The sequence below is a fragment of the Haloflavibacter putidus genome (assembly GCF_006546625.1).
Taxonomy (GTDB): domain Bacteria; phylum Bacteroidota; class Bacteroidia; order Flavobacteriales; family Flavobacteriaceae; genus Mesonia; species Mesonia putida.
Genome location: NZ_VIAR01000008.1, coordinates 92,694 through 104,684, shown reverse-complemented (window position 1 = coordinate 104,684; position 11,991 = coordinate 92,694). Strand labels below are relative to the sequence as shown.

Genomic DNA, 11,991 nt, shown 5'->3' with positions numbered 1-11,991 from the left:
AACAATTATTTGGAAAAGCGCTCTGCATTAGGGGCGCTTTTCTTATTTTAATACTTTTGTAAAAAAAAGCGCATGCAACTGGAAAAGGCTATTTTCTCTATTAAAAACCAACAAGATTTTAAGCAAACTGCTTTAGAGGTTTTTCAATTTCAGTATCAAAATAATACGGTTTATAATAAATTTTGTTCGCTTATAAACAGACATCCTAATACCGTAAAAGAATTAGAAGATATTCCTTTTTTACCCATTTCTTTTTTTAAATCGCACAGCATTAAAACCACCAGTTTTTCTCCAGAAATTGTTTTTACCAGCAGCGGCACCACAGGAAGTACGCCCAGCAGACATCCGGTAAAAAAGCTAAGCTTATACCAACAGAGTTTTATAAATTGCTTTACGGAAAGTTACGGTGCCATTAAAGATTATGTAGTTCTGGCTTTATTACCGTCATATCTGGAGCGCAAAGGAAGTTCTTTGGTTACTATGGCAGATTATTTTATTAAAGAAAGTAAACATCCTGAAAGTGGTTTTTATTTAAATGAGCTAGAGCAACTGGGTAAATTCTTAGAAAAACTGGATAAAACCGGAAAAAAGATTTTGCTAATAGGTGTTTCCTTTGCTCTTTTAGACTTGATAGAGCAAAAAAAATTTCGGTTAAAGAATACCATTGTTATGGAAACTGGCGGGATGAAAGGTAGGCGGAAAGAAATTATTAGGAAAGAATTGCACGAAATTTTAAAAAACGGTTTTGGCGTAAGTAAAATTCACAGCGAATACGGCATGACAGAATTATTTTCACAAGCTTATTCTAAGGGAGACGGTATTTTTGAGTGTCCCAAACATATGCAATTTCTAATTCGAGATCCCGAAGATGCTCTTAGTCTTCTACCAGAAAATAAAACCGGTGGCATAAATGTGGTAGATTTAGCCAATTTATACTCCTGTGCTTTTATTGCAACCCAAGATTTAGGCAAAAAAACAGGAACAAATCAATACGAGATTTTAGGTAGATTTGACAATAGTGACGTTAGAGGGTGTAATTTAATGGCTTTATAAGTTAAAATTGTTATTCTTTTGTTAAGGCATGTAATAAAAGCCACTTTTCTACGTCTTATATAGTGCTAAGATGAAGTTTTTTCATAATAGATTGGTTAGTTAGTTGGAAGCCCCGAGATTTACTCTCGGGGTTTCTTTTTAGCACTATTTTACCGAAATTATATAAGTGTTTTTCTTTCCCTTATTTATAATAACGTATTTATTATTGATAAGATCTTCTGTACCAATCTTATAATCTTCTTTTATCTTTTCTTTGTTTACCGAAACAGAATTTGCTTTTAAAGCCCTTCTTGCTTCTCCGTTACTGCTTAAGAAATTGGTTTCTGCAGAAAGTGCTGCAATCATATCTAAACCTTCTTCTAACTTATTGCGTTCTACCTCAGCTTGTGGCACGCCTTCAAAAACATCTAAAAATGTCTTATTATCTAGTTTTCGTATAGCTTCGGCGGTGCTTTTTCCAAAGAGAACTTCAGAAGCTTGTTTGGCGTTTTCTAAATCTTCTTCAGAATGTACCATCTTTGTTACTTCTTCGCCCAAACGCTTTTGCAGCAAACGCAAATGCGGTGCTTCTTGGTGCTCTTTTACGAGAGCCTCTACTTCTTCCTTACTCAAAAAAGTAAAAATCTTTATATACTTTTCTGCATCTTCATCACTTGTATTTAACCAATATTGGTAAAATTTATAAGGAGAAGTGCGTTCTTTATCTAACCAAATATTGCCGCCTTCGGTTTTACCGAATTTTGTGCCGTCTGCCTTGGTAATTAACGGACAAGTAAGCGCATAAGCTTTGCCGCCAGCCATTCTTCGCACCAATTCTGTTCCGGTGGTAATATTGCCCCACTGGTCGCTACCGCCCATTTGCAAACTACAATCTAAATTCTTATAAAGGTGCAAGAAATCATAACCTTGTATAAGTTGGTAGGTAAATTCCGTAAAGCTCATACCTTCTTTAGATTCTGTAGCTAGACGTTTTTTTACAGAATCTTTTGCCATCATATAATTTACGGTAATGTGTTTTCCTACATCACGGGCAAAGTCTAGAAAAGAAAAATCTTTCATCCAATCGTAATTATTTACCAAAACCGCGTTATTGGCATCTTGGGTAGAAAAATCTATAAACCGCTCTAATTGCGCTTTAATTGCATTTTGATTATGACGTAAACTCTCTTCGTCCAACAAATTTCGCTCTTGCGATTTCCCAGACGGATCGCCAATCATTCCCGTTGCGCCACCAATTAAAGCAACCGGTTTATGACCGGCCAACTGAAAATGCTTTAACATCATTACGCCCACCAAATGACCAATGTGCAGCGAGTCTGCAGTAGGATCTATCCCAACATAAGCGGTTCGCATTGCTTCTTGCAAATGTTCTTCGGTTCCCGGCATTGCGTCGTTTAACATTCCGCGCCAGGTTAATTCTTCAACAAAATTTTTGGCCATCTTTTCTTTCTTTTATTTTTAACGAATGACAAAGATACTAGAAACCTAATTTTTTTCGCTACAGAAATTCCTATATTTACCAAATGATTTTAGTTACCGGAGCAACAGGATTGGTAGGCGCGCACCTACTTGCGCATTTGGTGCAAGAAGATGTAAAAATACGGGCTTTATATCGCAATAAAGCAAAAATAGCAGAGTGTAAAAGTATTATTGCTTCTTACTTTACGGAAGAAAACTTACCCAATTACAATAATATTGAATGGGTGCAAACAGACATAACCAACGTACCGGCTTTGCAAGACGCTTTTAAAGACATTAAAATTGTTTATCACTGCGCCGGTTTTATTTCATATGATGTTCGTGATTACAAAAAACTACGGAAAATAAATATAGAAGGCACGGCCAATATGGTAAATATTGCTTTGGCAAATTCCGTAAAGAAATTTTGTCACGTTAGTTCTATTGCAGCTCTGGGCGAAGAAATTGGCAAGAAAAAAATTACCGAAAACTCTCCGCGTAATAACGAAAAACCACACAGCAACTATTCTATTAGTAAATACGGCGCAGAGATGGAAGTTTGGCGTGCATCGCAAGAAGGTTTGCCGGTAATAATTGTTAATCCGGGATTAATAATTGGCAAAGGTTTTTGGGAAAGCGGCAGCGGACGTTTATTTGAGCGCATAAATAAAGGTCTATCATATTATTTACCACTAACAACAGGCTTTGTAGCCGTAGAAGATGTGGTAAAAACTATGATACAACTTACCAATTCTACTATAAAAAATGAAAGTTATATTTTGGTAGGAGAAAATCTAAGCTTTAAACAAGTATTAGATCAAATAGCCGAAAACCTCAACAAACCCAAACCCAAAAAGGCTTTAAAACCTTGGATGGTTTTTATGGCCTGGCTTATACAAAGTATAGGTAACGGTCTATTTAATACCAAACAAGAAATAACTTACCAATCTATCAAAGGTTTTAGCAACCAATCTTATTTTGATAACCACAAAGTAAAAAAGGCTATTAATAATAAGTTTACGCCTATTTCTAAAAGTATAAAAGAAACAGCTAAAGCGTTTATAAAAAGTCGCAACTAATTATTCTCTTTTTTAGAAAGTTTTTCGGATTTTTTTATAATTGCTTGTTTTTTGGCGTTTTTTAGGCTGTCTTCTTTTTTAATCAACGCGTCTACGCGTGCTTTATCTCTTTCTAACCTAACTCTAACGCTATCGTACAGACGTTGATTTACATTAAAATCTTCTGCGTAATAATTACTGCTTTTGGCAAACTGTGTACTATCTATCCCGTATTTTGCGTAAATAAGTTTTTTAATTTTTACGTCGCGTTTACTAAAAGAGGTTTCGTTATAACTCCGGCTAGCGTCTAACTTGGCTAAGTCTGTTAAAACCTCGATCATCTTATCTTCCGGAATTAAATTTTCCGGTTTCTCTGTTTTTTCTACGCTTTGGCAGGCTGCAAACAAACCGAGAACTAAAACGGTAAAAACTACTTTTTTCATCGGTTAAAAGTTAGGCGTTGGGCGTTTTTGACTTCTAAAACTTTAAAATTTTTATAAACCAAACGACCGTTAACAAAAGTATGGGTAATCCTAGATTTAAAAGTTGTTTTCTCGAAAGGAGACCATCCACACTTGTAAAGAACATTATCTTTTTTTACCGTCCACGGCGCATTTAAATCTACTAAAACCAAATCTGCTTTAAACCCGGCTTTTATAAAACCGCGTTTTTCTATTTGAAATAAAATTGCCGGATTATGGCTCATTTTTTCTACAATTTTTTCTAAAGATAACTTTCCGCTATGGTAAAACTCTAACATTGCTGGTAAAGCGTGTTGTACCAAAGGTCCGCCACTTGGGGCTTTGGTATAAACATTTTCTTTTTCTTTTTTGGTATGTGGCGCATGGTCTGTGGCAACAACATCTATTTTATCATCTTTTAAAGCTTTTAATAAAGCTTCTTGGTCTTTTGCTGTTTTTACCGCCGGATTCCATTTTATAAAGGTACCTTTTTCTGCATATTGCGAATCGTTAAACCACAAATGATGAATACAAACCTCTGCTGTTATTTTCTTATCTTTTAATGGTTTTTTGTTACTGAATAATTTCAGCTCTTTCGCGGTAGACAAGTGAAAAACGTGTAAACGTGCGCCGGTTTTTTTTGCCAGACTCACGGCCTTAGAAGAAGATAAATAGCAAGCTTCTTCGCTTCTTATTTTAGGATGATTTTCTATAGGAATGTCATCACCATATTTCTCTTTTTGTTTTGCCAAGTTCTTTTGAATAGTGTCTTCGTCTTCGCAATGGGTAGCGATTAAAACAGGAGAATTTTTAAAGATTTCTTCCAAAACCTTTTCGTTATCTACCAGCATATTACCGGTAGAAGAACCTAAAAACAGTTTTAATGCTGCGGTGGTTTTCGGGTTTATTTTTTTTATTTCTTCTAGATTATCGTTCGTACCGCCAAACATAAACGAATAATTAGCGTAGGCGTTTTTTTCCGCTAAGGCAAACTTACTTTCTAGTTTTTCTATAGTAGTGGTTTGCGGATTGGTGTTGGGCATTTCTATAAAAGAAGTAATTCCGCCCGCTACAGCTGCTCTAGAGCCGGAAGCTATATCTTCTTTGTGCGTTAATCCGGGTTCTCTAAAATGAACTTGGTCATCTATGGCACCGGGCAGCAAATATTGGCCTTCTGCATCTATAACCTGCACATCTTGCGATTTTGCACTAATACTGCTTGCAACTTCTACAATGCTATCGCCTTCTATATAAACATCGCCTTCAAAAACTTTTCCTTCGTTAACGATGTTGGCGTTTTTAATTAGTATTTTTTTCTCCATTTTTTAAACTTCTTTACCCAGTAAACTTTTTATCTTCATTTTTATAACCCCAAAAACAGCTTCAGAAATAATATTGCTATTCATCTTAGATTTGCCCTTAGTACGATCTGTAAATATTACCGGCACTTCTACTATTTTAAAATTCAGTAAATAGGCTTTAAATTTCATTTCTATTTGAAAAGCATAGCCTACAAACTGTATACTATCTAAATTTATTTTTTCTAAAACTTTGCGATGGTAACAAACAAAACCGGCTGTAGTGTCTTCTATATCCATTCTGGTAATGGTTTTTACATATTTAGAAGCTAACCACGATAATAAAACTCGCTTCATAGGCCAATTTATGACGTTAACACCGGTAACATATCGCGAGCCTATGCTCATCTGCGCCTTATTTTTTTTACAGGCTTTATACAGCCTAATCAAATCGTTTGGATTATGGCTGTAATCTGCATCCATCTCAAAAATATATTCGTAATCGCGTTTTAACGCCCACTTAAAACCATGAATATAGGCCGTACCCAAACCTGATTTATTTTTACGGACTTCCAAAAAAAGCTGCTCAGAAAATTCTTGTTGTAATTCTCTAACTTTATCGGCAGTTTTATCTGGCGAATTATCGTCTACCACCAAAATATCAAAATGGTGTGGCTGCGCAAAGATATTACGTACAATACGTTCTATTGTTTCAATTTCGTTAAAAGTTGGAATTATGACTAAGCGCGTGGCCATTTTTTCTTTTTCGCAAATGTATATATTTTTAAGATGTATTTTTCTAAGAATTACACCTATTTAATTTTTAACTTTGCCGAAAAATAAATAATGGAAGCCATAGAAAGAAATATAACCTCTTTAGACTGGGTTACTCTTTTACTGGTATTTATTCTTTGCGGATTGGTTTTGATAAAAACCAGCTACCCAGGCCGTTTTTATGATTTTTCTAGAATAGCTTTTTCCAATAAATATTTTACCACACATAAAAAATCCTTAAAAGTGCTTAACTTTTTTAGTTTTTACCTTTATTTATTGAAGGCGGCTATTTTAAGTTTGGGTATTTATATAGCTTGGCGTGTTTATGATTTGCCTGCGCAGCAAAATGAATTTACACTCTTTCTACAAATTTTTGTACTTTATAATATTATAGTTGGAGGTAAGTATCTTTTAGAAAAAATAGTTGCTAACTTATTCAGTATAGAAAAAATATTTGATAATTATTTATTTTATAAATTAACTTTTAAAAACCTCCTTGCCTTGGTTTTTTTACCCATAATTTTAATATTCTTTTACGCTTGGCAACCAAACAAAATAGGAGTCATAATAGCCATAGTGATTTTTCTAGCATTTAATTTTTTTGCTTTGATCTCTTATTACAAAAAAAATCAAAACATAGTTTTAGGGCATTGGTTTTATTTTATTTTGTACCTTTGCACCCTTGAAATCGCACCGTATTTCATTTTATATAAAGTATTTACGCTTGCGAGCTAAACTATACCCTAAAAATACCGCCTATGAAAGTGAAAACAATTTTGATCTCACAGCCGGAACCAAAGGTTGAAAACTCACCTTATTTTGAGCTGGAGCAAAAGCAAAAAGTAAAAATTGATTTTATTCCGTTTATTCATGTGGAAGGGGCTTCCTCTAAGGAAGTTAGACAACAAAAAATTGATTTATCGCAGTTTACAGCCATCATTCTAACGAGCCGAAACGCTGTAGACCATTTTTTTAGAATAGCCGAAGAATTGCGCTTTAAAGTACCGGATAGCTTAAAGTATTTTTGCCAAAGTGAAGCTGTGGCTTATTATCTTCAAAAATACGTGGTATACAGAAAACGTAAAATATATGTAGGTAAACGTACTTTTCCAGAGCTGTTACCACTTATTAAAAAATATAAAAACGAAAAGTTTCTTTTACCGTCTTCAGATATGCTAAAACCGGCAATTCCAAAGCAGTTAGACAAGCTTAAAATTACCTGGACGCGCGGTATATTTTATCGCACTGTAGTTAGCGATCTCTCTCACTTAAAAGAAGTATTTTACGACGTTGTGGTTTTCTTTAGTCCCAGCGGTATTAAATCTCTGTTTGAAAATTTTCCGGATTTTGAACAAAAAGATACGCGAATAGCCGTTTTTGGTAATTCTACTATAAAAGCTGCCAAAGCCCACGGATTAACGGTAAACATAAAAGCACCAACACCCGAAACGCCTTCTATGACAATGGCTTTAGAACGCTATATAAAAGAGAACAATAAAAAATAAAAAAAAACTACGCTACAGATTAGAAGTATAAAAAAGCCCGAAATTATTATTTCGGGCTTTTTTATACTGTTCTATTGAAAATTTAAACTGGACTGCCATCCATGATTTCATCGTTGGCATATTCTTCAAACTTTTTAAAGTTATCTTTAAAGAAATGCGATAAAGCTTCTGCTTTTTTATCATAAGCCTCAGCATCACTCCATGTTTCCTTAGGATTTAAAACTTCTGAAGGAACATTAGGACATTCTTCCGGCATTTCCAAACCAAAAATAGGATGTTTGGTATACGAAGCTTTTTCTAATTTACCTTCTAGAGCTGCGGTTATCATAGCGCGGGTATATTTAAGCTTCATACGCGAACCGGTACCGTAAGGTCCGCCGGTCCAACCGGTATTTACCAACCATACATTAACGCCGTTGTCTTTCATTTTCGCGCTAAGCATTTCTGCATATTTTGTTGGGTGCAACGGCATAAATGGCGCGCCAAAACAAGCAGAAAAACTTGGTACGGGCTCATCTACTCCAGCTTCTGTTCCGGCTACTTTGGCTGTATAACCACTAATAAAATGATAAGCCGCTTGCCCGGGTGTTAATTTGCTTATAGGAGGCAAAACACCAAAAGCGTCTGCGGTTAAAAAGAATATATTTTTAGCATTGCTACCAATAGAGGGTTGCTGTATGTTGTCTATATGATAGATAGGATAACTTACCCGCGTATTTTGCGTAATACTGGTATCTTCAAAATCTACTTCTTTGTCTTTGTTTAAGATAACGTTTTCAAGAATTGCCCCCGGTTTGATTGCATTAAAAATATCCGGTTCGTTTTCTTGCGAAAGGTTAATTACTTTAGCATAACAACCACCTTCAAAATTAAAAACCTTGTTGCTTGGTGTCCATCCGTGTTCATCGTCTCCAATTAACTTACGACTAGGATCTGCAGAAAGCGTGGTTTTTCCCGTACCGGATAACCCAAAGAAAATAGAAGTATCTCCTTCTTCTCCAATATTAGCAGAGCAGTGCATTGGCAAAACATTTTTATCTACCGGTAAAATAAAATTAAGAGCAGAGAAAATACCTTTTTTAATCTCGCCAGTGTATCCGGTGCCACCAATTAAAGCAATTTTTTTACTGAAGTTTAAAATAGCAAAATTATGTTGGCGTGTACCATCTTCTTCTGGGTTTGCTTCAAAACCCGGAGCATTTACTACCAACCAATCTTCTTCAAAGTTCTCTAATTCTTTTTCGGTTGGACGTAAAAACATATTATGAGCAAACATATTACTCCACGGGTATTCGTTTATAACGCGTATATTTAAACGATATTCGGGATCTGCACAAGCATAGGAATCTCTGGCATATATTTCTTTATCAGACAAATAAGCCATTACCTTATCATACAATTTATCAAATTTATCAGCTTCAAACGGAATGTTGATGTTTCCCCACCAAACTTTATCTTCTGTAATCGCATCCTTAACTATAAACCTGTCTTGGGGAGACCTTCCGGTAAATTCACCGGTATTTACAGCTAAAGTGCCAGATTTGGTTTCTACACCCATTCCTTTTTTTAAAGTCTCTTGGTGTAGTTCTTCTGAAGATAGTTGGTAGTGAATTGTTGCGTTTTCAATTCCGTATTTGCTTAACGAAATTTCTTTTGTTGTGTGGTTATTAGACACCATAAAATTTTAATTGTTGTGTTTGATAAACAAAAATATAAATAATACCAGATAATTGAAGATTTAGAGGTGATATTTAACCTTTTTTATATTTTATAGCTTTTATAAGCACCAACAACCAACTTATTATCAATAATAAACCGCCTATTGGAGTGCTAAATGCAATAGAAGTAAAATCTATTTGTGTAAGAGAATTTGTAGCTAGTAAATAAATGGAGCCCGAAAATAAAATCTGCCCAACCAAAAGCAAGTAAAACACACTATTTTTAGTTTTATTTTGTAAAAAATTTGTTGCACCCAAAACCAATGCAAATAAAGCGTGATAAAATTGGTAACGCACTCCTACTTCAAATGTTTCTAAAGAACTGGTATCCAGTATTTTTTCTAAACCATGAGCGCCAAAAGCTCCAAGTATTACTGCCGTCATTCCGTAAATACTTCCTAAAATCAATAACCTTTGATGCATGATTTAATTTTTATATACAATAATTTATTAATTACTTTGAAAAAACAAATTTAATCAAGTAATAATAATATGCGAAATATTTTAATTATAGGAGCAGGAAAATCTACTTCTTCGCTCATTAAATACCTAAAAGAAAAAAGTGAATCTGAAGATCTGCAACTTACCATTGGAGATATTTCTTTAGAGAACGCCAAAAAAGTTGCCGGTAACCATAACAGGTCTAAAGCAATTGAATTGGACATCTTTAAAGAAGAAGAACGCCAAAAAGCCGTAAAAGAGGCAGATATAGTTATTTCTATGTTGCCGGCGCGTTTCCACATTCAAGTGGCTAAAGATTGCGTTGCCTTTAATAAAAACATGGTTACGGCCTCTTATGTAAGTGAAGAAATGCAAGCCTTAGATAATATGGTAAAAGAAAAAGGTTTGGTATTTATGAACGAAATTGGCGTAGATCCAGGTATAGACCATATGAGTGCTATGCAGGTAATTGATAAAATTAGAGATGCAGGTGGCAAAATGCTGTTATTCGAGTCGTTTACCGGTGGTCTGGTAGCTCCCGAAAGCGATACCAATTTATGGAATTACAAATTTACATGGAACCCAAGAAATGTTGTGGTTGCCGGACAAGGTGGCGCGGCAGAGTTTATTCAAGAAGGACAATATAAATACATTCCGTATCACCGTTTGTTTAGAAGAACAGAATTTTTGGAAATTGAAGGTTACGGAAGGTTTGAAGGCTTAGCTAACCGAAATTCTTTAAAATACAGAGGCGTTTACGGTTTAGAAGATATAAAAACCCTTTATCGCGGAACGCTTAGAAGAGTTGGTTTTAGCAAAGCCTGGAATATGTTTGTACAACTGGGAATGACAGACGACACCTATGCAATGCAAAACTCTGAAAATATGAGTTATCGCGATTTTGTAAACTCTTTTTTACCCTATTCTCCTACAGATTCTGTAGAACTTAAAATGCGTCACAGTTTAAAAATAGATCAAGACGATTTGATGTGGGATAAACTGGAAGAGTTAGACATCTTTAATCCGAATAAAAAAATAGGTTTAAAAGATACTACGCCGGCGCAAGCCTTGCAAAAGATTTTAGAAGAGAAATGGACGCTAGCCCCAGAAGACAAAGATATGATTGTAATGTATCATAAATTTGGCTATGAGCTTGACGGCGAAAAAAAGCAAATAGACTCCACTATGGTGCATATAGGCGAAGATCAAACTTACACCGCTATGGCAAAAACCGTTGGGTTGCCTGTTGCCATTGCTACGCTTAAAATCTTGAATAAAGAAATAACAACTCCCGGTGTTTTGCGCCCTATTTTAAAAGAGGTTTACAACCCTATTTTAAAAGAACTAGCAGAAAACGGCATCGAGTTTACAGAAACCGAACGCGAATATTTAGGCTATAATATAGATAATATTGTAGGCTAATAGGAACTTGTAGTAAAAAAAGAGCTGTTTCAATTTCTAGAAACAGCTCTTTTTTATGCTTAATTTTTTTTTAATCTCTTCCTAAAAATATTCCTATAAAATATAATAAGGTAGCCAAAGAGCCAATTGCGGCAACTACATAAGTTCTGGCAGCCCATTTTAAGGCGTCTTCAGAGCCTTCATATTCTTGGGGAGTTACTATATTTTCGGCTTTAAGCCAAGCTAATGCGCGGTTACTTGCATCGTATTCTACCGGCAAGGTAATAAAGCTAAACAGGGTTCCTAAGCCAAACATAACAATTCCGGCAAGTAAAACCATTTGTCCGACACCTACCGAAACCATACCCATTAAAATTAAACCGCCCATAATTACCCATTGACTAAGGTTAGAAGCAACGCTAACAACAGGAACCAAGGTGCTGCGCATCGTTAACCAACTATAAGCTTGAGCGTGTTGTACGGCGTGGCCGCATTCGTGCGCAGCAACAGCAGCGGCGGCAGCGTTACGTTGATTATAAACCGATTCGCTTAAATTTATGGTTTTTTTTGTAGGATGATAATGATCTGTTAATTGTCCCGGTGTAGAAATTACCTTTACATCTGTAATACCATTATCTGTCAACATTTGCTCGGCAATTTCTTTTCCGCTCATTCCGTTTTGCAAATGAACTTTTGAGTATTTCTTAAATTTGGTTTTTAGCTTATGGCTAACATACCAACTGGTCAACATAATAAGCCCGATAAGTATATAATATCCAAACATATTTTTTTATTTGTTTTTTTAAATTGAAATTAAACTAAAG

General features: G+C 35.1%; 12 protein-coding genes. 5 read left to right on the top strand and 7 right to left on the bottom strand.

What is annotated here, in order from left to right; translation table 11 throughout:
• Positions 1-72: 72 nt before the first annotated feature.
• Positions 73-1,053, top strand: coding sequence for a LuxE/PaaK family acyltransferase (locus FKR84_RS09115; RefSeq protein ID WP_141421997.1), 981 nt, complete (start codon positions 73-75; stop codon positions 1,051-1,053).
• Between the two features lie 144 nt (positions 1,054-1,197).
• On the opposite strand, the gene tyrS is transcribed toward FKR84_RS09115, so the two are convergent.
• Positions 1,198-2,493, bottom strand: coding sequence for a tyrosine--tRNA ligase (gene tyrS / locus FKR84_RS09110; protein WP_141421996.1), 1,296 nt, complete (start codon positions 2,491-2,493; stop codon positions 1,198-1,200).
• A gap of 83 nt (positions 2,494-2,576) precedes the next feature.
• Between tyrS and FKR84_RS09105 the strand changes: the two genes are divergently transcribed.
• The gene (locus tag FKR84_RS09105; protein ID WP_141421995.1) at positions 2,577-3,590 is read left to right on the top strand and encodes an NAD-dependent epimerase/dehydratase family protein; all 1,014 of its coding nucleotides are present in this window, start codon (positions 2,577-2,579) and stop codon (positions 3,588-3,590) included.
• On the opposite strand, the gene FKR84_RS09100 is transcribed toward FKR84_RS09105, so the two are convergent.
• From FKR84_RS09100 to FKR84_RS09090, 3 genes are read right to left on the bottom strand one after another with little or no spacing between them, the layout of a single operon-like run.
• Positions 3,587-4,012, bottom strand: a complete 426-nt coding sequence (locus FKR84_RS09100) for a DUF4296 domain-containing protein (protein WP_141421994.1) — start codon at positions 4,010-4,012, stop codon at positions 3,587-3,589. The genes FKR84_RS09105 and FKR84_RS09100 overlap by 4 nt on opposite strands.
• Positions 4,009-5,352 (bottom strand): dihydroorotase, encoded by a 1,344-nt coding sequence (locus tag FKR84_RS09095; RefSeq protein WP_141421993.1) that lies wholly within the window; start codon positions 5,350-5,352, stop codon positions 4,009-4,011. The genes FKR84_RS09100 and FKR84_RS09095 overlap by 4 nt, the downstream gene beginning before the upstream one ends.
• A gap of 3 nt (positions 5,353-5,355) precedes the next feature.
• Entirely contained in the window at positions 5,356-6,084 is a 729-nt protein-coding gene (locus tag FKR84_RS09090; RefSeq protein ID WP_141421992.1) for a polyprenol monophosphomannose synthase, read from the bottom strand.
• 90 nt (positions 6,085-6,174) lie between these two features.
• Between FKR84_RS09090 and FKR84_RS09085 the strand changes: the two genes are divergently transcribed.
• The gene (locus FKR84_RS09085; RefSeq protein WP_141421991.1) at positions 6,175-6,837 is read left to right on the top strand and encodes a DUF4271 domain-containing protein; all 663 of its coding nucleotides are present in this window, start codon (positions 6,175-6,177) and stop codon (positions 6,835-6,837) included.
• Between the two features lie 23 nt (positions 6,838-6,860).
• Positions 6,861-7,607 carry a uroporphyrinogen-III synthase gene (locus FKR84_RS09080; protein ID WP_141421990.1) on the top strand — a complete coding sequence of 249 codons (747 nt, stop codon included), beginning with the start codon at positions 6,861-6,863 and terminating at the stop codon, positions 7,605-7,607.
• A gap of 82 nt (positions 7,608-7,689) precedes the next feature.
• On the opposite strand, the gene pckA is transcribed toward FKR84_RS09080, so the two are convergent.
• Together pckA and FKR84_RS09070 are read right to left on the bottom strand one after the other, a co-directional pair.
• Positions 7,690-9,285, bottom strand: coding sequence for a phosphoenolpyruvate carboxykinase (ATP) (gene pckA, locus FKR84_RS09075; RefSeq protein ID WP_141421989.1), 1,596 nt, complete (start codon positions 9,283-9,285; stop codon positions 7,690-7,692).
• 73 nt (positions 9,286-9,358) lie between these two features.
• Complete coding sequence (locus FKR84_RS09070; RefSeq protein ID WP_141421988.1) at positions 9,359-9,748, bottom strand: DUF423 domain-containing protein; 390 nt, start codon at positions 9,746-9,748, stop codon at positions 9,359-9,361.
• A 69-nt stretch (positions 9,749-9,817) separates the two neighbouring features.
• On the opposite strand from FKR84_RS09070, the gene FKR84_RS09065 reads away from it, so the two are divergent.
• On the top strand, positions 9,818-11,188 hold the full coding sequence (locus FKR84_RS09065; protein WP_141421987.1) for a saccharopine dehydrogenase family protein: 1,371 nt from the start codon (positions 9,818-9,820) through the stop codon (positions 11,186-11,188).
• Positions 11,189-11,258: 70 nt separating this feature from the next.
• On the opposite strand, the gene FKR84_RS09060 is transcribed toward FKR84_RS09065, so the two are convergent.
• Entirely contained in the window at positions 11,259-11,951 is a 693-nt protein-coding gene (locus tag FKR84_RS09060; RefSeq protein ID WP_141421986.1) for a zinc metallopeptidase, read from the bottom strand.
• Positions 11,952-11,991: the final 40 nt, after the last annotated feature.

What these genes read in the sequence shown, in the direction of transcription:
- pckA (WP_141421989.1), bottom strand. Translation starts at nt 9,285, where the DNA reads ATGGTGTCTAATAACCACACAACAAAAGAAATTTCGTTAAGCAAATAC.
- FKR84_RS09070 (WP_141421988.1), bottom strand. Translation starts at nt 9,748, where the DNA reads ATGCATCAAAGGTTATTGATTTTAGGAAGTATTTACGGAATGACGGCA.
- FKR84_RS09085 (WP_141421991.1), top strand. Translation starts at nt 6,175, where the DNA reads ATGGAAGCCATAGAAAGAAATATAACCTCTTTAGACTGGGTTACTCTT.
- FKR84_RS09115 (WP_141421997.1), top strand. Translation starts at nt 73, where the DNA reads ATGCAACTGGAAAAGGCTATTTTCTCTATTAAAAACCAACAAGATTTT.
- FKR84_RS09090 (WP_141421992.1), bottom strand. Translation starts at nt 6,084, where the DNA reads ATGGCCACGCGCTTAGTCATAATTCCAACTTTTAACGAAATTGAAACA.
- FKR84_RS09100 (WP_141421994.1), bottom strand. Translation starts at nt 4,012, where the DNA reads ATGAAAAAAGTAGTTTTTACCGTTTTAGTTCTCGGTTTGTTTGCAGCC.
- FKR84_RS09060 (WP_141421986.1), bottom strand. Translation starts at nt 11,951, where the DNA reads ATGTTTGGATATTATATACTTATCGGGCTTATTATGTTGACCAGTTGG.
- FKR84_RS09065 (WP_141421987.1), top strand. Translation starts at nt 9,818, where the DNA reads ATGCGAAATATTTTAATTATAGGAGCAGGAAAATCTACTTCTTCGCTC.
- FKR84_RS09080 (WP_141421990.1), top strand. Translation starts at nt 6,861, where the DNA reads ATGAAAGTGAAAACAATTTTGATCTCACAGCCGGAACCAAAGGTTGAA.
- FKR84_RS09105 (WP_141421995.1), top strand. Translation starts at nt 2,577, where the DNA reads ATGATTTTAGTTACCGGAGCAACAGGATTGGTAGGCGCGCACCTACTT.
- FKR84_RS09095 (WP_141421993.1), bottom strand. Translation starts at nt 5,352, where the DNA reads ATGGAGAAAAAAATACTAATTAAAAACGCCAACATCGTTAACGAAGGA.
- tyrS (WP_141421996.1), bottom strand. Translation starts at nt 2,493, where the DNA reads ATGGCCAAAAATTTTGTTGAAGAATTAACCTGGCGCGGAATGTTAAAC.